The sequence below is a fragment of the Microbulbifer echini genome, from assembly GCF_041447225.1.
Taxonomy (GTDB): Bacteria; Pseudomonadota; Gammaproteobacteria; order Pseudomonadales; family Cellvibrionaceae; genus Microbulbifer; species Microbulbifer echini.
In genome coordinates, this window is the sequence record NZ_JBGMEL010000007.1 from 179,743 (window position 1) to 201,766 (window position 22,024).

20 protein-coding genes are annotated in these 22,024 nt (G+C 56.3%); 11 read left to right on the forward strand and 9 right to left on the reverse strand.

Annotated features, from left to right (window positions below):
- Window positions 1–52 precede the first annotated feature (52 nt).
- The 3 genes from mreD to ACCI51_RS09135 all read right to left on the reverse strand — a co-directional run bounded on the left by mreD (window position 53) and on the right by ACCI51_RS09135 (window position 2,529).
- Window positions 53–532, reverse strand: coding sequence for a rod shape-determining protein MreD (mreD, locus tag ACCI51_RS09125; protein ID WP_299582505.1), 480 nt, complete (start codon window positions 530–532; stop codon window positions 53–55).
- Window positions 519–1,361 carry a rod shape-determining protein MreC gene (mreC, locus tag ACCI51_RS09130; RefSeq protein WP_371843349.1) on the reverse strand — a complete coding sequence of 281 codons (843 nt, stop codon included), beginning with the start codon at window positions 1,359–1,361 and terminating at the stop codon, window positions 519–521. The genes mreD and mreC overlap by 14 nt, the downstream gene beginning before the upstream one ends.
- 133 nt (window positions 1,362–1,494) lie before the next feature.
- Window positions 1,495–2,529: a rod shape-determining protein gene (locus tag ACCI51_RS09135; protein WP_371843350.1), complete on the reverse strand. Its 1,035-nt coding sequence runs from the start codon at window positions 2,527–2,529 to the stop codon at window positions 1,495–1,497.
- A 358-nt stretch (window positions 2,530–2,887) separates the two neighbouring features.
- Between ACCI51_RS09135 and gatC the strand changes: the two genes are divergently transcribed.
- From gatC to ACCI51_RS09165, 6 genes are all read left to right on the forward strand, one after another.
- Window positions 2,888–3,175, forward strand: coding sequence for an Asp-tRNA(Asn)/Glu-tRNA(Gln) amidotransferase subunit GatC (gatC, locus tag ACCI51_RS09140; RefSeq protein WP_371843351.1), 288 nt, complete (start codon window positions 2,888–2,890; stop codon window positions 3,173–3,175).
- 66 nt (window positions 3,176–3,241) lie between these two features.
- Entirely contained in the window at window positions 3,242–4,687 is a 1,446-nt protein-coding gene (gene gatA / locus ACCI51_RS09145; protein ID WP_371843352.1) for an Asp-tRNA(Asn)/Glu-tRNA(Gln) amidotransferase subunit GatA, read from the forward strand.
- Between the two features lie 11 nt (window positions 4,688–4,698).
- Complete coding sequence (gene gatB, locus ACCI51_RS09150; protein WP_371843353.1) at window positions 4,699–6,150, forward strand: Asp-tRNA(Asn)/Glu-tRNA(Gln) amidotransferase subunit GatB; 1,452 nt, start codon at window positions 4,699–4,701, stop codon at window positions 6,148–6,150.
- Window positions 6,151–6,217: 67 nt separating this feature from the next.
- The gene (locus ACCI51_RS09155; RefSeq protein WP_371843354.1) at window positions 6,218–6,517 is read left to right on the forward strand and encodes a PA4642 family protein; all 300 of its coding nucleotides are present in this window, start codon (window positions 6,218–6,220) and stop codon (window positions 6,515–6,517) included.
- Between the two features lie 32 nt (window positions 6,518–6,549).
- Window positions 6,550–7,392 carry a sulfate transporter CysZ gene (gene cysZ, locus ACCI51_RS09160; protein ID WP_371843355.1) on the forward strand — a complete coding sequence of 281 codons (843 nt, stop codon included), beginning with the start codon at window positions 6,550–6,552 and terminating at the stop codon, window positions 7,390–7,392.
- A 237-nt stretch (window positions 7,393–7,629) separates the two neighbouring features.
- Window positions 7,630–8,658, forward strand: coding sequence for a glycosyltransferase (locus ACCI51_RS09165; protein ID WP_371843356.1), 1,029 nt, complete (start codon window positions 7,630–7,632; stop codon window positions 8,656–8,658).
- Between the two features lie 211 nt (window positions 8,659–8,869).
- Here the strand turns inward: ACCI51_RS09165 and rhlB are convergent, their stop codons facing one another.
- Together rhlB and ACCI51_RS09175 are read right to left on the reverse strand one after the other, a co-directional pair.
- Window positions 8,870–10,405: an ATP-dependent RNA helicase RhlB gene (gene rhlB / locus ACCI51_RS09170; protein ID WP_299582477.1), complete on the reverse strand. Its 1,536-nt coding sequence runs from the start codon at window positions 10,403–10,405 to the stop codon at window positions 8,870–8,872.
- A 49-nt stretch (window positions 10,406–10,454) separates the two neighbouring features.
- Complete coding sequence (locus ACCI51_RS09175; RefSeq protein ID WP_299582474.1) at window positions 10,455–11,072, reverse strand: HvfX family Cu-binding RiPP maturation protein; 618 nt, start codon at window positions 11,070–11,072, stop codon at window positions 10,455–10,457.
- A gap of 132 nt (window positions 11,073–11,204) precedes the next feature.
- Here ACCI51_RS09175 and ACCI51_RS09180 point away from each other — a divergent pair, with 132 nt between their 5' ends.
- The 3 genes from ACCI51_RS09180 (at window position 11,205) to ACCI51_RS09190 (ending at window position 15,110) form a co-directional block, all read left to right on the forward strand.
- Window positions 11,205–11,921 carry an alpha/beta fold hydrolase gene (locus ACCI51_RS09180; protein ID WP_371843357.1) on the forward strand — a complete coding sequence of 239 codons (717 nt, stop codon included), beginning with the start codon at window positions 11,205–11,207 and terminating at the stop codon, window positions 11,919–11,921.
- Window positions 11,922–12,135: 214 nt separating this feature from the next.
- Window positions 12,136–13,524 carry an MATE family efflux transporter gene (locus tag ACCI51_RS09185; protein ID WP_299582468.1) on the forward strand — a complete coding sequence of 463 codons (1,389 nt, stop codon included), beginning with the start codon at window positions 12,136–12,138 and terminating at the stop codon, window positions 13,522–13,524.
- 86 nt (window positions 13,525–13,610) lie between these two features.
- Complete coding sequence (locus ACCI51_RS09190; protein ID WP_371843358.1) at window positions 13,611–15,110, forward strand: succinylglutamate desuccinylase/aspartoacylase family protein; 1,500 nt, start codon at window positions 13,611–13,613, stop codon at window positions 15,108–15,110.
- 4 nt (window positions 15,111–15,114) lie between these two features.
- On the opposite strand, the gene ACCI51_RS09195 is transcribed toward ACCI51_RS09190, so the two are convergent.
- The 4 genes from ACCI51_RS09195 to hemA are packed head-to-tail and all read right to left on the reverse strand — an operon-like array spanning window position 15,115 to window position 19,303.
- A complete protein-coding gene (locus ACCI51_RS09195; protein WP_299582462.1) occupies window positions 15,115–16,020 on the reverse strand; it encodes a cation diffusion facilitator family transporter in 906 nt (301 codons plus the stop codon).
- Window positions 16,021–16,057: 37 nt separating this feature from the next.
- Window positions 16,058–16,894 (reverse strand): peptide chain release factor N(5)-glutamine methyltransferase, encoded by an 837-nt coding sequence (gene prmC / locus ACCI51_RS09200; RefSeq protein ID WP_371843359.1) that lies wholly within the window; start codon window positions 16,892–16,894, stop codon window positions 16,058–16,060.
- Between the two features lie 52 nt (window positions 16,895–16,946).
- Window positions 16,947–18,029 carry a peptide chain release factor 1 gene (gene prfA, locus ACCI51_RS09205; protein WP_299582456.1) on the reverse strand — a complete coding sequence of 361 codons (1,083 nt, stop codon included), beginning with the start codon at window positions 18,027–18,029 and terminating at the stop codon, window positions 16,947–16,949.
- Window positions 18,026–19,303, reverse strand: coding sequence for a glutamyl-tRNA reductase (gene hemA / locus ACCI51_RS09210; RefSeq protein ID WP_299582453.1), 1,278 nt, complete (start codon window positions 19,301–19,303; stop codon window positions 18,026–18,028). The genes prfA and hemA overlap by 4 nt, the downstream gene beginning before the upstream one ends.
- Window positions 19,304–19,536: 233 nt before the next feature.
- Between hemA and ACCI51_RS09215 the strand changes: the two genes are divergently transcribed.
- Entirely contained in the window at window positions 19,537–21,351 is a 1,815-nt protein-coding gene (locus ACCI51_RS09215; protein ID WP_371843360.1) for a tetratricopeptide repeat protein, read from the forward strand.
- Window positions 21,335–21,973 carry a lipoprotein insertase outer membrane protein LolB gene (gene lolB, locus ACCI51_RS09220; protein ID WP_299582448.1) on the forward strand — a complete coding sequence of 213 codons (639 nt, stop codon included), beginning with the start codon at window positions 21,335–21,337 and terminating at the stop codon, window positions 21,971–21,973. Before ACCI51_RS09215 ends, lolB begins: the two co-directional genes overlap by 17 nt.
- Window positions 21,974–22,024 lie beyond the last annotated feature (51 nt).

A 22,024-nucleotide genomic window follows, 5' to 3' on the forward strand; every position in this document is an offset into this window, starting at 1 on the left:
CTGATCGAAAAATGATCAAAATTTTACATTGATTTACAGACTGGTAGGGCGATCAACGAACCTGTAATCGACCGCAAAGGCGATGCAACAGGGGCGCTACCCAAGGCCACAACAGGGCTGTAGTGAGTGCCGGCCATAAAAAAGTCAGCCCGGGCACGGTTTTTCCCTCCAAACCGTGTACCCAGTTCCCCACCACCTGATTAATCCCCACCAGTACAAAAACCCACAGAAGCTGCTGTGCCGGATTAAAAGCCCGGGTGCGCTGATAAGTGAGTAGGCTGAAATAGGCCAAAATCGCCAGGGCCAGAGCGTGAGTGCCGAGACTGGCCCCACTGATCAGGTCCTCTAGGATCCCCACCAGCCAGGCAAAGCCGACTCCCAGAGCCTGTGGCATGCGAGTAACCCAAAAAATGACCAATAAGGCTGGAAATGCCGGGCGAAACCAAAGCCACTGCTGGGGCAGTGGCATCACCACAAGCAGCATGGACAGAAAGAGAGTCAGCGCGATAAACCAGCGATTATTCGCTTGCAAGGCCCCGCCTCCCGTTCCCGATGACCGCCAGAACAAAACGACTGCGGCTCATACGGCCACGGGGGAGCACCTCGGCCTCGGCAAAGGGTTTGCCGGGATCGCGGGTAACCGACATGACCTCACCCACTGGATAGCCCGCTGGGAAGCGTCCGCCGAGACCGGAACTGAGCAGCAGGTCCCCTTCGCGGATATCACTGGTATTCGCCAGATGCCTGAGTTTAAGGCGATAGAGATCGCCGGTACCCTCAGCGACGGCTCGCATACTGTTGCGCAGCACCTGCACGGGAATCGCATGACTGGAATCGGTAATCAGGAGAATTCGGCTAGAGGTATCTCCGGCTTCGGTCACTTGCCCAAGCAGGCCACTGGCATCCATCACCGGTGTGCCCACATCAATACCGTGATCGCGCCCTTTATCGATCAATAACACATGTTCGAGAGGATCGGGGGAAACGCCGATGACCTGCGCTACCAGCACCCGATCATCAACCATCTCCGCCGAATTCATCAGCTCTTTAAGTCGAGTATTTTCCGCCTTGACCGCAGCCAGTAGCTGACTGCGCTGCTCCAGCAGAAGCACCTGACGCTTGAGGCGATCATTCTCTTCCAAAAGCTCTTCGCGGGAACGAAATTGCTCCCCAGCCCAGTCGCCCACGCGTTCCGGGGCACCGGTGATCCAGTAGAGGGGGGCCGTAATGCCTGACAGTCGCTCGCGGGACGACTGAAACCAGTTGGTATAGTGGTCGGCAACGATCAAGGCGATAGCCAATGGTACCAACAACAGAAGGCGGAACTCGGGGGAGGGGCCGCGGGTAAATAGCGGTTTCAAGAACAGCCCCCTTTGTACGGGTCAATGATTATTGGTCTCACAATATATCGGATGTCACTGAATCGTGAAACTAGGCGCCGCCAGCGGCTCGCCCACCGGGGGCGACAGGGAGCCACTACCAACCTCAATCAACTCAGTTCGACATCAAATACAAACGGTTGCGATCCAGCATATCCAAAGCCTTGCCGCCACCGCGCGCGACACAGGTCAGGGGGTCATCGGCAACGATCACCGGCAGACCCGATTCTTCCATCAACAGCCGATCCAGGTCCCGCAACAGAGCGCCGCCACCGGTCAATACCATACCGCGCTCGGCGATATCGGAAGCGAGCTCCGGGGGCGATTGTTCCAGCGCACTTTTTACTGCCTGCACAATACCGGTCAGTGGCTCCTGCAGGGCCTCGAGAATCTCATCGGAATTCAGGGTAAAGCTGCGCGGCACCCCTTCCGCCAAGTTGCGACCACGCACATCGATCTCACGCACTTCACTACCCGCGTAGGCGCAGCCGATTTCCTCTTTAATTCGCTCAGCCGTGGCATCACCAATCACACTGCCGTAGTTGCGGCGCACATAGTTGACGATGGCCCCGTCGAAGCGGTCACCGCCGATACGCACGGAATCGGAGTAAACCACGCCGTTCAGGGAAATAATGGCAATCTCGGTGGTACCACCACCGATATCCACCACCATGGAACCGCTCGCCTCTTCCACATTCAGGCCCGCACCTATCGCAGCGGCCATCGGCTCCTCGATCAGCGACACCTCGCGGGCGCCCGCACCCAGGGCAGATTCACGAATTGCGCGGCGTTCAACCTCCGTAGACTGGCAGGGAACACAAACCAGCACACGGGGGCTCGGGCGCATCCAGCTGTTTTCGTGCACTTTCTTAATAAAGTGCTGCAACATTTTTTCGGTTACCTGGAAATCGGCGATTACCCCATCCTTCAGCGGGCGAATCGCCGTGATATTGCCAGGGGTGCGGCCGAGCATACGTTTGGCTTCGACTCCGACCGCCTCAACGATTTTCTGGCCATTATAGTGACGGATAGCGACGACAGAGGGCTCGTCGAGTACTACGCCGCGATCGCGAACGTAAATCAGCGTATTGGCGGTTCCCAGGTCGATGGAGAGGTCACTGGAGAACATACCCCGCAAACGTTTAAACATGGAATTCGATTACCTTGTACTAATTGTCAGCCCCCAGGTCGGGCACTGCGGGCGCGGCTTATTTTATGGATGTAAATCCTAGTTAGTCCGCGCAAATAATTCTGAGTTCCGAGCCGCATTTCGAATCGGAGTTCACGCAATACACCGGAGTCACTCAGCAGCCGGCGGGATTGCGCAAACTCTAACAACGGCACCGGTCCAGGGCAAGGCTGAAGCCCGGCCAATCGATTGCAGATTACCCGGTTCAGCGGAGCCGATGAGAATAACAGTCTATTGTGCTAAATTTGCCGACCCTGCCCGGTCTCTATATACGGGACAGAAATAGATTCGCAACGCAAGCCGGAGGAGCCCCATCGCCATGGCCGTGGATACGCAAACCGTAGAGAAGCTGGCAGAACTCGCCCGCATCGCCATATCCGAAGAAACCATTGAGGAAGTCAGTGGACGCCTCGGCGAGATCCTGCAGCTGGTAGATCAACTTCAGGCCGTCAACACCGACGGGGTCACGCCAATGGCGCACCCACTCGATGAGGTACAGACCCTGCGCGTCGATGCCGTGACAGAATCCGACCAGCGCCATAGCTTCCTGGCCCAGGCACCGCAGTCGGAAGAGGGCCTCTACCTGGTACCCAAAGTGATCGACTAAACAGGGTCGCAGCCCAAACAATCCCATTCCGCCCTAAGCCCGCCCAGAGCCTTTTAAGGGAATAACATGCATCAGCTTACTATTGCCGAGATAATCCGCGGACTGCAAAGTAAGGCATTCTCCAGCACGGAGTTAACCCGCCATTTACTCACGCGTATCCAGCAGCTGGACAATAGCTATAACAGCTTTATCACCGTCACCGAAGAACTCGCCCTGTCCCAGGCAGAAGCTGCCGATCGGCACCTGGCTTCTGGAGAAGCTCCAGCACTGTGCGGTGTGCCTATCGCCCACAAGGATATTATCTGCACCAACGGCGTACGCACGAGCTGCGCTTCAAAAATGCTGGATAATTTTATTCCGCCCTACGATGCCACGTTAGTGGAAAATCTCAATGCGGCCGGCACCGTCACCCTGGGTAAAACCAATATGGACGAGTTCGCGATGGGCTCCTCCAGCGAAAGTAGTTACTACGGATCGGTAAAGAACCCCTGGAATACCCGCTGTGTCCCAGGTGGCTCCTCCGGCGGTTCCGCCGCGGCAGTTGCGGCACTGCTGGTGCCCGGCGCCACCGCCACCGATACCGGCGGTTCTATCCGTCAACCCGCGGCACTAACGAATACCACTGGCCTCAAGCCCACCTACGGCCGGATTTCCCGTTGGGGCATCGTCGCTTACGCCTCCAGTCTGGATCAGGCCGGCCCCATCGCACGCAATGCGGAAGATGCGGCCTACCTGTTGTCCGCCATGGCCAGTCATGACTCGAAAGATTCCACAAGCCTGGATTGCCCGCAAACAGACTTTACCGCAGAGCTGAACAACTCCATTGCCGGCCTCAAAATCGGTGTGCCCAGGGAATATTTTGGCGAAGGCCTGAATGCCGAAACCGCGGCCCGTGTACAGGCCGCGCTCAAAGAATTTGAGAAGCTCGGCGCACAATTAGTAGATATCAGCCTGCCCCACACCGAGCTGGCCATTCCCGCCTACTACGTCATAGCTCCCGCCGAGGCCTCGGCGAACCTTTCCCGTTTTGACGGGGTGCGCTATGGCCATCGCTGTATTACGCCCAAAGATTTACGCGACCTCTATAGGCGCTCCCGCGGTGAGGGATTCGGCGAAGAGGTCCAACGTCGCATCCTTGTAGGCACCTATGCACTATCCGCAGGGTATTACGACGCCTATTACAACAAGGCACAGCAGGTGCGTCGCCTGATCAAACAGGATTTTGTCCAGGCCTTTGAGCAGGTCGACGTTATTATGGGGCCCACCACCCCCTCTCCCGCTTTCGAGTTGGGCGCCAAAGTCGCCGACCCTGTAGCTATGTACCTGGAGGATATCTATACCATCGCCACTAATCTGGCGGGGCTGCCGGGGATGTCCATTCCCTGCGGACTGGTGAACAATATGCCTGTGGGGCTGCAGATTACCGGTAACTACCTGAATGAAGCACGCATGCTCAATATTGCGCATCAATACCAACAGGTTACCGACTGGCACAAAGCCAGCGCCGTGTAAGGAGATCGATTGTGGAATGGGAAATCGTTATCGGGCTGGAAATTCACGTACAGCTATCGACCCAGTCAAAACTATTTTCCGGTGCAAGCACCCGTTTCGGGGCAGCACCGAATACCCAAGCCTGTGCCGTGGACCTGGCCATGCCCGGTACCCTACCGGTACCCAATCAAGAAGCTTTTCGCTTTGCCGCCATGTTTGGCCTCGCAATGAATGCGGAAATTGGCCGGCGTTCGGTTTTTGAGCGCAAGAACTATTTTTATCCAGATCTGCCCAAGGGCTACCAAACCACCCAGCTGGAACGCCCCATCGTCGGCCCTGGAGTAGTCGAAATCCACCTGGAGGACGGCAGCAGTAAAAAGGTCCGCCTGCATCACGCCCACCTAGAGGAAGACGCGGGAAAGTCCCTGCATGAAGACTTTCACGGCATGTCTGGAATCGATTTGAACCGCGCTGGAACTCCGCTAATTGAGATTGTCTCAGAGCCGGATATGCGCAGCGCCGCCGAAGCCGTCGCTTACCTGAAAAAAATTCACAGTATCGTGACCTACCTGGGCATATCCGACGGAGATATGTCCCAGGGCTCTCTGCGCTGTGATGCCAATGTCTCCGTGCGCTTACAAGGCGAAGAAAAACTGGGCACACGCACTGAATTAAAAAACATCAACTCCTTCCGCTTTGTTGAGCGCGCGATCAAAGTAGAGGCCGAGCGCCAAATCGACATTTTGGAAGATGGCGGTCACATTGTGCAGGAAACCCGCCTCTATGATGCGGATAAAAATGAAACGCGCTCCATGCGCAGTAAAGAAGTGGCCAATGACTATCGCTACTTCCCCTGCCCCGACTTATTACCCGTTGTTCTCAGCGAGGATTACATTGAACAACTGCGTAATGAGCTACCGGAGTTACCAGATGCCAAAGCCGAGCGTTTCCAGTCGGAGTACGGCATATCTGCTTACGATGCCGACCAGCTCACTCAACAGCGCGCCAGTGCTGACTACTTTGAGGCCGTGTGCAAAACCTGTCACGAACCCAAATTGGCCGCAAACTGGATTGCCGGTGAGCTGGCTGCGCTACTCAATCGCAGAGAAATTTCCATCCAGGAATCTCCGGTTAGCGCACAACAACTAGCCGGTTTGATTATTCGCATCAAAGACAACACCATCTCCAGCAAGATTGCCAAACAGGTTTTTGAAGCTATCGCCAATGGTGAAGGTAGCGCCGACGAAGTCATTGAAAAGCGTGGTCTCAAGCAAGTATCCGATAGCGGCGCTATTGAACAGATGGTAGAGGCGGTAATTGCAGCAAGCCGCGCACAGGTAGACAACTACCGAAAAGCCGATGAATCCAAACGCCCTAAAATGATGGGTTATTTTGTCGGCCAAATTATGAAAGCCTCCAAAGGTCAGGCAAATCCGCAGATGATCAATAAGGTCCTCAAGGAAAAGCTGGATGCCCTACTTTAAACCACACTGACATAAACACCGCGCCGGGTCGCCGCCCGGCTGCACGCATAGAAGTAAGGATTAGATTTTGAGCCTGAAAAAAGACAAACAAAAAGTTCTCGGTGAAGTTTTCGATAAAGAGCGTATTGCCAGTTTCCTGGAAGGGGAAGCCCCGAAAAATATCAATCGGGATTTCCACCTTCTCGAACGCGCCTATCGCAGTATGAAAGCCGAGAGTTTTGCCACTTTTGTGCAGCTGTTCCTCGCCGAGGGACTCGATTTGGATAGTGCTGGCCCCGATGGGCAAACACTGTTAACGCGCATTGGTGAACACCGCCAAAGCAGCGAATACATCGAAATACTGAAAGCCGCCGGTGCCAAGCACTGAGTGGAGACTGCGCACCAGCGTGAGGTAATGCTATGACTTCAAACCCAACCCACGGTATCGACGCGCTGGTGCGCGGTGCCCGCTTGTTAACCCGGCGCGAGCTGCGCCCTTTTATTTTGGTTCCCCTACTGATTAATTTAGTGCTGTTTATTGCGATCAGTGGCCTCATGATTTCACAACTGGGCGGTCTCAGTGACTATATTACCAGCCTGTTGTCACACACCCCGGTGGACACCGCAAACATGTCCTGGTGGGAGGCCATCATGGCCAAAGGCGCCGCATGGACTGCCAGTATATTTCGCTGGCTCGCCTGGATTATTGCGATCCTGGTACTGTTTTTGTTCTTCCTTGCTTACGGGTATCTCTTTGGTGTGATCACCAATATTATTGCCGCTCCTTTTAACGGACTCCTCGCCGAAAAAGTCGAAGAATTACTCACCGGTAAAGCCCCACCGACTGAACCTATGTTACAGATGGTATGGCGCACCCTTGGCCGGGAGCTACGCAAGCTCGGTTATTTTATTTTCTGGGGTTTAATCATTTTAGTGATATCCACCCTCACCAGCTGGACCATTGTGATACCCGCCGTATTGGCTGCTTTATGGGGTTCTTGGTGCATGGCCATACAGTACGTAGACTACCCTATCGACAACCATCAGCGCCCTTTTGATGAATTAAAAAGTGTGCTGCGCCGTCGCAAATTGACTAGCCTTGCTTTTGGCGGAACGGTCATGCTCGCCAAGATGGTGCCGATCTTAAATATCTTTGTGATGCCCGCTGCAGTCGCCGGTGGTACCGCACTGTGGATAGAACGGCTGCGCAGGGAGGGGGACCCAGGAACAGCCTCCACTAACTCCTATCCGACCAAAAGCTAAATTTTCTGTTACAACCATGCTGGGCAATGGCAAGTTCAGCAAATCCACATAATTAGTGTACACGTATGCTTAAGCCAGCCGCGAAAAAGGGACTTTTGCGGAGAACATACCAGCAAAGATCAGTAGTGGCTCTAAGGGTAAGCAGCCACTCAATATATTTTGGGGCTACCACTTGAGAAGGAAGGCAGAGTGCTCAGCCTTCTGTAACTCTGGAGGGCCCTGACGGAAGTAGAGTTTATGAGAATCTGTCAATTACTTGCCTCCAATAGCTCAGGCGGCCTTGCCAAGCACTTCATAGAGCTTTCAAACGCACTCAGCCAGATACACGATATTGTTGTTATCTGCCCGGCAAAATTCAAAGCGGAATTCAATAGCAATATTATACATATTGAATTTGAGCCCAGTGTTTCAAGCAACAATCCCCTGAACCTATATAAATTTTGGCAAGCGATTAAGAAAGCACAGCCAGAAATCATTCACGCGCATGGAAATTCTGCTGTTAATTTTGCTGCAAAAGCAAAATTTTTCTCGAAGATAAAAACCATCGGTACCATCCACTGGAATCTAAAAAGAAAGAAAAATAGAAAAGGTTATGAAAAGCTCGACAGCGTAATTGGTATAAGTAGTGGTGTACTGAGTGACATCAAAAACCCCAATCAACGAATTATTTATTTGGGGATAACCCCAGCAGAAAATTCTAAGGACCACCGTAATCAGCTCCTTTCCGACTACGACCTCTCTCACGATAAGCCCATTTGCCTAGCTATTGGACGCCTAGTTAAAGGCAAAGGATTTGACCTACTTATTCGTGCGTGGCAAGGGGTGGACGCTAACCTGCTTATTGTAGGAGATGGCCCATTACGCAAAGACCTGGATAACTTACTTAAAGAACTCAATGTAACTAACGCTCATTTATGTGGCCCCATCCACAATGCCTCCCGATTAATCCCCTCGGTAGACATGGTTGCCATCTCCTCACATTCCGAAGGTTTTAGTTACGTTTTAGCCGAGGCCTTAATAGATAAAAAACCTGTGATAGCCACTGAGGTGTTTGGCCCCCTGGATGTCCTGCCCAAGTTTGCGCTAGTGCCCATCGGGAGTGAAAAAATCATGCACGAGAAGCTTTCCCAGGCAACAACAAATTTGGAAAAGTGGAACCAGGATTTTTCAAGCACATTCACATGGGCCAAAAAGCACCTCAGCATGGAGAGTATGATCAGCCAAACCATCGAGGCTTATCAAGACCTTCTCAAGCCGCAATCTTAAACCCCATTCCATAAGATTATGCGATAGGGCAGATAGGAAAATAAACGCGCTTTAACAATGGGTAAGTACAAGGACGTATCGCCGACACAGGCCTAAGTAACACCAGCACACCTTGGTAACCGTGCCAGTTATCGCAGATACCGATCCCGAATTTTATTTTTTGTAGCGTGGAAAGCCGATAGGCCCTTGCGGCCTACCGGCAATGATTAGATCAGTAACGTGAACGCCCACGGCCTCCACTGCGGTTATGACCACTGCGGCCTCCGCGCTGATTTCTGTCACCGCCACTGTGGCGGACATCAACTTTGGGCGGCTCCTGCAAAAGCGCCTCGGGGGGAACTTCACACTTCAGCTTCTGCCCCAGCAACTGCTCGATCGGTTCCAATCGCATGGCATCATCTTCACAGGCAAAGCTGATAGAGGTACCGGTCTTACCGGCGCGGCCCGTGCGGCCGATACGGTGTACATAGTCCTCGGGCTCTTCCGGCAGGGTGAAGTTCACCACATGACTGATACCGTCGATATGGATACCACGGCCGGCAACATCTGTGGCTACCAATACCTTGGTTTTACCCGACTTAAAATCATCGAGAGTACGCACCCGCTTGTTCTGTGCCACCTCACCCGACAGCAGGCCGGCAGAGATACCGTGGGCGAGCAGATGTTCATGCAGACGGCGGCACTGATCGCGGCGGTTGGCAAAGACAATCAGGCTGTCTACTTCATCCCGCCGCAAAATGTTATACAGCAGTGTGTACTTCTCCTCGCTGGCAGCCAGGTAGACATGCTGTTCCACACTATCGGTGGCCACTCGCTCCGGCTCGATCTCCACAACCACAGGCTCTTCGGTCCACTGTTCCACCAGATTATCGACTTCTGGGGTGAAAGTAGCCGAGAAAAACATGGTCTGGCGATGTGTCTTGCGGGGAGTTTGGCGTACGATGCGGCGAACCTGGGGAATAAAGCCCATGTCCAACATGCGATCGGCCTCATCGATCACTAACACTTCTATCTGATCGAGGAAGCAATCGCGGTTGCCAACAAAGTCCAATAGGCGTCCCGGCGTGGCCACCAGAATATCCACCAGGCGTTCATTGAGATTGCGCTGCTGCTTTTCGTAATCCATTCCCCCCACCAGGGTATGAATTTCTAGATCGGTATATTTACACAGGGCCTTGGCATCATCGGCGATCTGCATTACCAGTTCGCGAGTTGGAGCGATAATCAGGGAGCGGGCTTCACCGGCGTAGCGCTCTCCATCAAAGGGGTTACGCAGTAAGTCGTCGATAACAGTAACCAGGAACGCCGCTGTCTTACCGGTGCCGGTTTGGGCCTTACCCACCAGATCGTGGCCGTTCAGCGTGTGAGGCAGTGAACGCCCCTGGATTGGCGAGCAGTATTGGAAACCCAGGTCATGGATGCCGCGCATCAATTCCTCGGGCAGGTCCAGGTCATGGAATCGAACCTTTCCCTCCTCTACAGGAACCTGGAAATCTTCCAGGGCCCAGGGCGTTACCGCCGCTTCCACTTTAGGCGTGCGGTTGCGCTGGCGGCCCCTATGGGGGCCTTTGCCGCCGCTCCGGCGTGAATTCCCCTCACCCTGGCCAGATTTTCCCTCGGCTTTTTGGCCCTTTTGAGACCTGTTAGCGGGACCTTGGCCACTCTTGCGCTGCTGGGAGCGCTCGTCTCCCTGGCGGGGATCCTTGTCCTCGGAGGAGGAGGCACGGCGGAACAACTTTCCTATCAAGTGAAATACTCGCTCAAATGTTCAAATAATCGACGAGTATACTACCACTCTATGTGGATTCTCGCCCACTACAGTGGCGGCAGAGCCAATAATCAACGCTAAAGAAGCGTCCCGCTCCGCTGCACAGCAGCGCCAACAGCATAATGAAGTAGGTTGCAGAAAACTCTATGCCGTTCTTCACTACGGTGAATCCGCCTGTTTCAGACAACCATTCATAGTCGCCGTGTTCTTTAAGCAGCTCAATGGCCTTTTCCTTGCGAGTCAGCGCCTGATCAATCAGATCCTCGCGCCACTCCCAGGGAGCCACCAGGGTTTTATCCGGCAGGGCTGACCAGCCATTCTCCCAATGGGCGGTGGCCGCCGCCACAGCCATTACAAACATCAGGGGAATGGCCACCAATCGGGTAGCGAAACCGAAAAGGATGGCAATACCGCCGAGAAACTCTGTTAACGCGGCCGCCCAGGCCATAAACAACGGTGCTGGCAGCCCCAGCCCCCAGTCGGGGTTGCCAAACCAGGCGGCCACACTGTCAATATCCCCCATTTTATTAAGGCCAGCCAAAATAAAAATTGGCGCCAGATAAATACGCAGAGCCAAAGGCCCCAGCCAGTCAATTTTTTGTACAAAGTGCACAAAGCAGCCATACCAACGACCCAGGGTATTCATAGGAAATTTATCCTTTCCGCTCTCTATTTGGTGTATTTGTTCACTTTAGTCGAGCGATCAAGGCATCTGTTACACAGGCCCAAGCTTGTTTCTCCGATTCTTATCTCTCCGGATACTGGAACGAGCTAGGCGGTGTTGAATACCTATTTGCTGGTGCACGGTTTATTCCTCGGGGGCTGGTGCTGGGCACCTGTGGCCAGGTTACTGTCTGCCAGAGGGCACCGTGTATTCACCCCCACTCAGACAGGCCTCGGGGAGCGACATCATTTACTCTCCCCCTCTGTCGGCATAGACACCTTTATCCAAGACCTGATGAACGTCATTGAATTCGAGGAATTAGATCGGGTCATTTTGGTGGGCCACAGCTTTGGCGGTATGGCGGCCGCCGGTACTGCCGACGCCCTCCCCAAGCGCATTCGCCATCTCGTTTATCTGGATGGGGCCATCCCCAGCCCAGGCCACGCTTTTGCCGAACAGCTACCAGAGAATATCCGAACAAAACGCCTGGCCGCGGCAAAAGAAATTAACGGCACCCGCTGCTTTTTACCGATAGACCCGGCTCAACTGGGAATCAGTAACCAGGAAACCCTAAACTGGTTGCGCAGACACATGACCCCGCACCCGGTGAAAACTTATCTCGATCCGATTCAATTGCGGCGGGCGCCGGAACAGGGGCCAACCTGCACTTTTATCCGCTGTGCCAATCCCTATTATCCCCCGGCGAATGCCAGTGGAGAGCGCGCACAAAAAATTCCGGGATGGCACTACCGGGAAATTGCCGCAAGCCATGGCTGTATCTTTCTTACCCCGCATATAGTTGCGAAATTATTACAGGAAATCCCCCTGTAGCCGCTGGGCGAAAAAACGATTTAAACGTAGAATATCCTGCCTTTTTGGCAACGGGATATCCGTGCTGTACATTCCCATCCAGCCTCCCGCTCTGCTTGGAAGACCCTTTAACCAACCATTGCTTCACCAACTTTTAAAGCCCAGTTTTTGGCTGAAATTGGCTGATATACCACAATCATCGACAGGCACAGCCTGAACAAACCTGGTTTTTCCCTTGCTCAAGATTTACCGACGCGCCATCTCCACCGAACTCTCCCATCTGACCAAACTGGGCGGCCCTCTGGTGGTCAGCAATCTAGCGGTTGTGAGCATGGGAGTTGTGGATACCATTGTCGCCGGCAATGCGGGAGAGGTAGATCTGGCCGGTTTGGCATTGGGCTCCAGCATCTGGGCGGTGTGCGCCGTCACTTTAATCGGCCTGCTCGCCGCGGTGTCTCCGGTAGTGGCCCACCTGCGTGGCGGACGCAACGAAGAGGGTTGTGCGGCCCAATTACACCAAGCCTTGTGGATTGGATTGGTGGGCGGCCTACTGGTACTTCTCGCCCTGCTCGCCGTTCCGCTATGGAGCCAGTGGATCGATACCGAGGAGCCTGTTCGGCAGGTTCTGCAGGGGTACATCCTGGCGCTCACCGTAGGCACCCTACCTTTCGCCCTGGGCACCGCACTGCGCGGGTATTGCGAGGGAATGGGCCAAGTTCGACCAGTGATGCGTATCTACTTGGCTGCCGCCCTACTCAATATCCCCCTCGACATTCTTTTTGTCTTTGGTGCTGGCCCCATACCCGCTATGGGAGGGGCCGGCTGCGGCTGGGCTACCGCTGCGGTCAGCAGTCTTATCGCAGTAGCCCTATTCTGGCATGCCGCTACAGATCCGGTTTACCACCACCTCAAACTCAAATGGAAGCTCTCCAAGCCCGACTGGCCCACCCTTAAACATCTGCTGGCAGTAGGGCTACCTGTCTGTGTCGGCGCCGGCAGCGAGGTCACCTTTTTTGCCAGCCTGACGATCTTGCTTGCACCCTATGGCGCTGCAATTGTGGCAGCGCACCAGATCGGCATGAGTATCGGCTCTATTTTTTATCTGGTGGCCCTGGCCCTGGCCCAGGCCCTGAGTATCCGCACGGCACATCTGCTCGGCCAGGGCCGCCCCAAAAGGGCGCTATTCGCCGGCAAGGTGGGCATTGGTGGAGGGGTAGTTTACGCTCTCGGCACCGGTGTTTTGTTGATCACCTTCCGTCACGTATTTGTCCAGGCCTACACCAACAATACAGAGATCATCGCTGTGGCCTCTAACCTGCTGTTGCTCTGCGCCGCCTATCAGCTGGTGGACGCCGCCCAGGCAATGGCCTGGGGCGCACTTCGGGGCTATAAGGACACCCGCGTCCCTATGTATATACAGCTGTTTTCCTACTGGCTGGTAGGGCTCACCAGCGCCTATTGGCTGGGGGAAAATTTCTGGGGGGTCTACGGCTATTGGACCGGCGTCTGTATCGGCCTGGGAACCGCCTCTATCCTACTGGCTCTGCGCCTGCGCCGCACCAGCCGCAAGGCCATTGCCAAAACCTGGGGGCGATCTGGATCACATTCTCAGGGAACGCTTTGACTATACTGGCGCTCCAAGTCCCCAAGCGTGCCGGGCAACAACAATAACCGGCAGCGCCCGCACCAGTAGTTAACCGGAGTTACCGAATGATCCCGCGCCTTTCCCCCAGCAGGCATCGCCGCTTGCTGAGCCTCGCCCTACTTTTGACCGCTTCCCAGGCCTGGGCCTTAAATAATACCGGCGAGGTGCGGGGAAAAACCCGAGATATAGCGCAGGAGAAGGCACAGGAAGAGGAGCAAACGTCAGCAGTTGCCAAGGCGGAAAATTTAAAACTCGACCACCCGGTAATCACCGAGCTCGGTCCGCCCACCGACGCCGCAGATAAACAGCAGAACACCCCGGCCAACACCCAAGAGCCCCCCCTGCCCCGGGCGGAAAACCTGCAGCTGGACCAACCCATCGGCGAGCTAGAGCCTTCAAGCAAAGAGGCGCCATCCAAAACCGCGGTCAATTCGCCAATTCAGCCAAAGCCCCCTGCGGCAGGCACTGTTTCTCTGGAGATGGAGAAAGCCAAGCCTCTACGTCTGCTCGGCGCCGAGGTAGCCCCCGCGACCTCCACCCGTTTGGCCTGGTCTCCCCGCCAGCACTTCGAGGGGGTCTACAGCCCCACCGCGGTATTAGTCGTCAACGGCGCCAAGCCGGGGCCTGTGCTCTGCCTGACCGCCGCCGTGCACGGGGATGAATTGAACGGCGTGGAGACCGTGCGCAGGGTGATGTACGATCTCGATGCAGAGCAGCTCAGCGGCGCCGTGATCGGCGTACCCATCGTCAACCTGCAAGGTTTCCATCGCAGTTCCCGCTACCTTACCGACCGCCGCGACCTGAACCGACACTTTCCCGGAGACCCCAACGGCTCTTCCGCCTCGCGGATTGCCAACTCTTTTTTCCATGAGGTGATCAGCCACTGCAATGCCGTGGTGGATCTGCACACCGGCTCTTTTTACCGCACCAACCTGCCACAGCTGCGCGGCGACCTGAGTAACCCGCGGATTGTAAAAATGACCAAAGGCTTCGGCTCCACGGTGGTTCTGCACAGCGCCGGGGCCAAGGGCACACTGCGACGCGCCGCCGCGGAGGCGGGCATTCCCACAGTAACCCTGGAGGCGGGCGCTCCTATGGTACTGGACGAACGCTCAGTCAGCCACAGTGTAAAAGGGATTCGCACCCTGCTGAACCAGCTCGGTATGGTGAGCAAATTTCGTCTGTGGGGTGACCCGGAGCCGGTGTACTACAACTCCACCTGGCAGCGGGCCTCCACCGGCGGCATCATCTTCAGCGAGGTGCAACTCGGTGAATTTGTCAGCAAGGGGGCTCTGCTGGGCACCGTGACCAATCCGATTACCAATGTGCGCACGGAAATTCGCTCGGAACACAACGGGCGCATCCTCGGTATGGCCCTAGACCAGGTGGTACAACCGGGTTTCGCCGCCTACCATATCGGCATTCAAGCCCCGCAGGAGCAGATCAGCCAACCTGAGGAGGTGGTCGCCGAGGATACTCCAGCGCAAAAGCCCCAGTCCCAGGCGAGTAAATCGGCTGCCAAATCCAGCGATAACACCGCCGACTTGGAGGGCGACGAGGACTAATCCGCTATTGCGGGCTAGTCACCTTATCGATAATCCTGGGGCTGGGCTGCTCAATAGGCTCAGGCTGCAGGGTGATATGTTCGATATCGAAGCGCTTGATCAGGGTTTCCCGCAAGCGCTCCAACACTGCCGGCCAGGCTGACAGATCATCCACAACAATATGCGCCGACAGAGAGATGGTGCTGGAGTCCAGGCGCCAGATATGCAGATCGTGCACCGAGCGCACACCAATCACGCCCGCCAACGTCTCCCCCACCACCGGCAGGCTCAACTCCCGCGGCACCCGCTCCATCAATACATCCACCGCATCGCGTAATAGGCGCACGCAAGAGAACAGTATCAACAGGCAGATCAGCAGCGACAACAGTGGGTCGATGGGCACCCAGCCGGTAAAATAAATCACCGCGCCAGATATTAGCGCCGCCACCGAGCCCAACATATCTCCCATCACGTGCAAAAGCGCACCGCGTATATTGAGCGTGCGCTCGCCCCGATAGAGTACCCAAGCTGCAATAATATTGATCAGCAACCCGATAAAAGCGATCAGCATCACCGTGCTGCCGTGAACCGGCTGGGGATTGCGCAGACGGTCGATTGCGGCAATGGCTATACCCACCACGATCAACAACATGATCAGGCCATTAGTGACCGCCGCCAATACTTCGGCGCGACCCCAACCAAAAGACAACTCCCGGTCCGCCGGCTTTTTGGCCAGCACCGCGGCAACAGCCCCGAGTGCCAGGGCGAAAGAATCCGTGAGCATATGGCCGGCATCACTGAGCAGTGCCAGGGAGCCAGACAGCCAACCGCCGATAGCCTCCACAAAGGAGAACCCCAGCGTCAGAATCAGAGCAATCAGCAGCGGACGCAGGGCACCGTTGCCATTGCGGTGGTGAACGTGATCGTGCATAGATTCCCTCCCTTTCAACCCTCGGAATACTCGGCCGCTAAACCGATTGTTTGCGCCCCAAGGTAATTCTCTCCCAGCCGGAGTAGTCCCTGCGACTCTCCACCGCACGGTAACCGGCGGCATTAAAAATTTCGCGCACAGCCTCGGCCTGTTGCCAACCGTGCTCCACCAGTAACCAGCCCCCCTCCTCCAGAAACTCATCCGCTTCTAGGGCGATCTTTGCGATATCCGCCAACCCCTGACGCTGTGCCACCAGCGCGGAGCGGGGCTCAAAGCGCACATCGCCCTGAGCCAGGTGCGGATCGGCCGCATCGATATAAGGGGGATTACTGACGATCAGTGAAAAGCGCTGAGACGGCAACTGCGAAAACCAGTCGCTTGCGAGAACCTGCACATTGGCAAAGCCCAGGTGCAAGCGGTTTTCCTCCGCCAGCGCCAGAGCCGCGGGGGATTTTTCCACGGCAACAATCTGCCAGCCCGGCTGCTCCGAGGCCAACGCCAGGGCAATGGCACCGGTGCCAGTACCCAGGTCGAGGGCGCGCAGCGCCCTTTGCGGGCAGAGCGCCAGGGCCGTTTCCACCAGCAACTCCGTATCCGGACGGGGAATCAATGTGGAGGGGGCCACTTTTAAACTGAGCGACCAGAACTCCCGCTCGCCAGTCAGATGCGCCACCGGCTCACCATTTTTACGCCGCATCAACAGGGCATCAAACGCTTCCTGCTCGGCCGCAGAGAGCTCGTACTCCGGCCAGGTGTAGAGCCAGGTGCGCTCGCGGCCGAGGATATGACCGAGCAGCACTTCGGTATCCAGACGCGCCGATTCACTGCCAGTGAGTTCCACATTGCGGGCGACATTGTCCTTAACACTGCTCATCGGGACAAGCAGCCTCTCACAGCGCTCCCGGTTGCGACGCATGGATTCACAATTACTGTCCCATCGCTGCCAGTTGGTCCGCCTGGTGCTCGGTGCGCAATGGCTCGATGACCTCTTCCAAGCCGCCCTGCATCACCTCATCCAGCTTGTACAGCGTCAGGCCGATGCGATGGTCGGTCACCCGTCCCTGCGGGAAGTTATACGTGCGAATGCGCTCTGAGCGGTCACCACTACCTACCAGGCTGCGACGGGCATCGGAAATTTCCTGGGCCGCTGCGGTTTCCTGTGCGTTATTGAGCTTGGCTTGCAGCAGGGCCATGGCCTTGGCTTTATTTTTATGCTGAGAGCGCTCGTCCTGACACTCCACCACAATACCCGTCGGGATATGGGTTAAGCGCACCGCTGAATCGGTTTTGTTGACGTGCTGACCACCGGCGCCAGAGGCGCGGTAGGTATCCACACGCAGGTCGGCCTTACTGATCTCGATGGCATCGCGCTCATCCGGCTCCGGCATCACCGCTACGGTGCAGGCGGAGGTGTGGATACGCCCTTGGGACTCGGTTTCCGGCACCCGCTGCACGCGGTGCGCACCGGATTCAAATTTCAACCTGGCATAGACATCCTCACCGGCCACACGGCTGATGATCTCTTTATAACCGCCGTGTTCACCGGCGTTTTCGCTGACAATTTCAATGCGCCAGCCCTGCTTTTCGGCATAGCGAGAATACATGCGAAACAGGTCGCCAGAGAAAATTGCCGCCTCGTCACCGCCGGTGCCGGCGCGAACTTCCAGGAAGACATTCTTGCGGTCATTGGGATCGCGGGGCAATAACAGCGCTTGTAATTCACGCTCTAAAGGCTCCACCTGGGCCTCCGCTTCGCGCAGCTCTTCCTGCGCCATTTCACGCATTTCCGGATCGCTCTCACCTAGCATTTCCCGCGCCGCGCTCATGTCCTCCTGCAACTGCTTGAAGCGGCCGTAGCACTTGACCACTTCTTCCAGTTCCGAGTACTCCCGCGACAGTTCGCGAAACTGATCTTGATCGGAAATTACACTGGCGTCGCCGAGCAGGGCTGATACCTCTTCGTGGCGTTCCTGCAGATTATCTAGCTTGTTCAGTAGGGATTCTTTCATTTGTGTTTTTTCTCTAATTCGGTATCGGCGGGATCGTCTAACCCCACCACTTCGCGGGCGATGCGCAGTCGCTCCAAATCGCCCTCCGCAGTGGCCTTCTTGAGGCTGATGGTGGGCGCATGAATCAATTTGTTGGTGAGGGCGCGGGTCAGTTGTTCCATCAGGCGTCTGGGGTCTTCACCTTTATCCAGCTGCAGCAGCACCCGCTCTAACTCGGCACCACTGATTTGTTGAGCGCGTTGACGGTAACTGCGGATGGTATCCACCGCACCGAGGGCGCGGCTCTCTTTGGTAAATTCCGCCGCGGCACTATCCACAATTTCCCTGGCGGCCTCCGCGGCCCGCTCGCGGGAGCGCATGCCTTCGTCGATCACACCGCGCAGGTCATCCACGCTGTAGAGGTAGACGTCATCGAGCTCGCCCACTTCGGTTTCGATATCCCGCGGCACGGCGATATCCACCATAAACATAGGGCTGTGGCGGCGCTTGCGCAGGGCGGATTCCACCGCGCCCTTGCCCAGGATTGGCAGCTGACTGGCGGTGGAGCTGATCACAATATCGGCGCGGGCCAAGTGTTCGGGAATATCCGCCAACAAAATCGCTTCGGCACCGAAATTCTGCGCCAGTAATTGCGCACGACTCAGAGTGCGGTTGGCCACGATCAGCTGCTTAATACCCTGGTCCAATAAGTGGCGCGCCACCAACTCCACCGTCTCACCGGCACCGATCAGCAGCGCCGTTTGCTGCTTCAGGTCGGTAAAAATCCGCGAGGCTAGAGATACTGCCGCATAAGCGACGGATACCGGATTTTCACCAATCGCCGTCTCGGTACGCACCTTTTTCGCCACGGTAAACACCCGCTGGAAGACCCGGTGCAATTCGCTCCCCACACTGCCACATTCCCGTGCCACTGCGTAGGCCGACTTAATTTGGCCGAGAATCTGCGGCTCGCCCAGAACCAGCGAGTCAAGGCCGCAGGCCACATGCATCATATGGCGCACTGCCTCCTCTTCGCTGAGGATATAGCTGCAACCTCTGAGCTGATCCAGCGGAACCTGGTGGTAGTGCGCGAGCCACTGCAGCAGCGGCTCCGCTTCCGCATTGGCATAGATCTCGGTGCGGTTACAGGTAGAGAGGATGGCGAGTTCCCGGCATTCGAGCGCCTTGCGCGCATCCCCCAGGGCACCGGGCATCACCTCGGGCGCAAAAGCGACCCGCTCGCGCACCTCAATAGGCGCACTGTCGTGGTTGATCCCCAGGGTAACAATTGGCATAGAGTTCCGTCGGCTAAATCTAGAGGCGCGGCATCCGCATTGGGGGCGCATTTTCACGGGCCGCCGCTTAGCTTGCAAGCTGGTGAGGCGGTTTAATTGTGCGCTGATTTGAGCCGCCGGCCCAGGGCCCACGCTCCAAAAGCAGAATCACGGCTAGAATTATATGGCGATAATCGTTTAAAACACGCCACTCTTACACCGCTTCCCGCAGCAGCAATGTATGGATACGATCTATGCTCCCACCCCGCCACCCAGACTCCCGATACGCAACACCCGCACTGCTCTGTGTGCTCTGCTTGCTCAGCGCCTCATTTCTGAGTGCCTGTACCCAGGTCGCGTCTCATCGTGTAACCAACGGGGATACCTCCCCCGAGGCGCAGGCGCAGCAGCAACCCAGCGCGCAGAAAACAGCCCCCAAAGCGGAAGAGCGTGAGGCCCGCAGCTTCCCCATCGAAACGTTCTACACACTACTGGTTGCCGAAGTCGCCGGTATTCGCGAACAGTACGACGTAGCTTTGGCCAACTACTATCACCAGGCTGAAGTCACTCAGGACGCGGGCGTTGCGGCGCGCGCAACCCGTATTGCGCGCTTTCTTAACGTCCGCCACGCCGCGCTGCGCTCGGCGCAGCTGTGGACTGAGCTGGAACCGGACAACGCCGATGCCCAACTGGCTCTCACCGCCGAGCTGACCCTCGCGGGAAAACTTTCAGAAGCTCTGGTGCACGCGGAGAAAGCCCTCTCGCTCGGCGGCAAGGCCCCGATGCAATCCATCGCCGCCACCGCCATCGGCCAGGAGCAACTCAACGAGGAAATCCGTGCGGAGTTCGCCCGGTTAGCTGAGACATACCCCCAAAGCGACGAGGCATCCATGGCCTACGCCATGGTCCTGCGCAACGCCAAACAATCCAGGCGCGCGCTCTCCCTGGTGCGCCGAATCCAGCAACAGCACCCCGACCAACTCGATGCACCGCTACTGCAAAGCCATCTGCTGGTCGATCTCGACAGGCGCGATGAAGCCATCGAATTGCTGGAGAAAATGGTCCGAATTCATCCAGAGGAAACCCGGCTGCGCCTGCAGTACGCGCGCCTGCTCATTCGCGAGGATCTCACTCTGGCCCGCCAGCAATTTGCCGAATTAGTCAAACAGCGTCCCAATGATGGCAACCTGATCTTGTCCCTCGCCTTGATCCACTATGAAACCAACCAGATCGATGCGGCCAAGCCACTGCTTAACCGCCTCCTGGAGTTGGAACAGCACGAATCGGCGGCACACTTTTATCTCGGCGGCCTCGCCCAGAAGCAGGATAAAACCGAAACCGCCGCGGCACATTTTCAGCAGGTAAAGCCCGGCAACGATTATGTGGAAGCCATCACCAAAGGCACCAAACTGCTTGCAGCCAGTGGCAAACATCGTGAAAACCAAGCGTGGTTTGCCAGACTGCGCGAGCGACACCCCGGGCAGGCAGAACATTTTTTCCTGATGGAGGTCGAATTGCTGCGCAAAAGTGGCGAACCACAAATGGCCCTGCAATTGACGGATCGTGCTCTCACCGCTCTGAGCGACAGTGGCCGCCTGATTTATACCCGCGCCCTCCTCAACGACCAACTCGGCAATGCGGCCGCTTTTGAAACAGACCTGCGCACACTGTTGGAGCGCGACCCGGATAACGCCACGGTGATGAATGCCCTGGGTTACAAGCTGATCGACGATGAGACCCGCCGGGAAGAGGCCCTGCAGCTGATCAGCCGGGCACTGGAGCTGGAGCCTGAGGACCCGGCTATTATCGACAGCATGGGTTGGGTACAGTACCGCTTGGGGAATTACCGCGTTGCGGAAAAATACTTACGCCAGGCCTTAGAAAAGCTGCCGGATCACGAAATTGCCGCCCACTTAGGGGAGGTGCTCTGGGTTCAAGGGGAGCGCGAAGCCGCGCTCAAAGTCTGGAACGATGGCTTGACCGCTAACCCTAAGAGCAAGATTATTCCAGCCGCGATGAAACGACTGCAAATCAAAGAAACACTGGAACAACATGCATCCGAAAACTAACGCCGCTACCCGCAAGCTTTACTTTTTACTGGTGACAGCCCTGGCCGTATTGGTCTCCGCCTGTGCCGGCCAGAAAACCAAAGAGCCGCGCGCAGCGGAGGCGCCCTCGGAAACCGGCGCTCCCACCTCGGTAGCCCAGCTCAAGCATTGGACTATCAAAGGCAAACTCGGGGTGCGCTCACCGGCGGATAACGGCAGCGCTAACCTGACCTGGCAACAGAGCGGCGCACAAAATTTTCGTATCCATCTAAGTGGCCCCCTAGGTGCCGGCACCACGGTAATTTCAGGTTCTGCTGGCGGCGTCAGCCTGGTGCGCGGTAACGAGCCACCGGTGGTTGCCCGCGACGCCGCCCAACTCACCCAACAGACGTTGGGTTGGCCTCTGCCCGCCAAAGAAATGTTCTACTGGGTTCGCGGGCTCCCAGCACCCGGTCCCAGGGGGGCAGAAAAACACAATGGCCACGGCGAACTGCAGAGTTTGCAGCAGTCAGGTTGGTCTTTGTATTTCAGCAACTATCGCCAAAACGGCCCCTACCTCCTACCGACCCGTATAAAAGCACAAACTAATGCTGCCGCCGGCCCGGTACAGGTAACCCTGGTCATTAAGGAGTGGGGTTTTTAAATGCCCAAGCGCCAGCGTGCAGGTATGATAGGCCCACTTGAATTAATCGGC

Excerpts from the sequence above, each read along its gene's own strand:
- ACCI51_RS09135 (WP_371843350.1), bottom strand. The coding sequence starts at position 2,529 with ATGTTTAAACGTTTGCGGGGTATGTTCTCCAGTGACCTCTCCATCGAC.
- gatC (WP_371843351.1), top strand. The coding sequence starts at position 2,888 with ATGGCCGTGGATACGCAAACCGTAGAGAAGCTGGCAGAACTCGCCCGC.
- gatA (WP_371843352.1), top strand. The coding sequence starts at position 3,242 with ATGCATCAGCTTACTATTGCCGAGATAATCCGCGGACTGCAAAGTAAG.
- cysZ (WP_371843355.1), top strand. The coding sequence starts at position 6,550 with ATGACTTCAAACCCAACCCACGGTATCGACGCGCTGGTGCGCGGTGCC.
- ACCI51_RS09165 (WP_371843356.1), top strand. The coding sequence starts at position 7,630 with ATGAGAATCTGTCAATTACTTGCCTCCAATAGCTCAGGCGGCCTTGCC.
- ACCI51_RS09175 (WP_299582474.1), bottom strand. The coding sequence starts at position 11,072 with ATGAATACCCTGGGTCGTTGGTATGGCTGCTTTGTGCACTTTGTACAA.
- ACCI51_RS09190 (WP_371843358.1), top strand. The coding sequence starts at position 13,611 with ATGATCCCGCGCCTTTCCCCCAGCAGGCATCGCCGCTTGCTGAGCCTC.
- ACCI51_RS09195 (WP_299582462.1), bottom strand. The coding sequence starts at position 16,020 with ATGCACGATCACGTTCACCACCGCAATGGCAACGGTGCCCTGCGTCCG.
- prmC (WP_371843359.1), bottom strand. The coding sequence starts at position 16,894 with ATGAGCAGTGTTAAGGACAATGTCGCCCGCAATGTGGAACTCACTGGC.
- prfA (WP_299582456.1), bottom strand. The coding sequence starts at position 18,029 with ATGAAAGAATCCCTACTGAACAAGCTAGATAATCTGCAGGAACGCCAC.
- hemA (WP_299582453.1), bottom strand. The coding sequence starts at position 19,303 with ATGCCAATTGTTACCCTGGGGATCAACCACGACAGTGCGCCTATTGAG.
- ACCI51_RS09215 (WP_371843360.1), top strand. The coding sequence starts at position 19,537 with ATGCTCCCACCCCGCCACCCAGACTCCCGATACGCAACACCCGCACTG.
- lolB (WP_299582448.1), top strand. The coding sequence starts at position 21,335 with ATGCATCCGAAAACTAACGCCGCTACCCGCAAGCTTTACTTTTTACTG.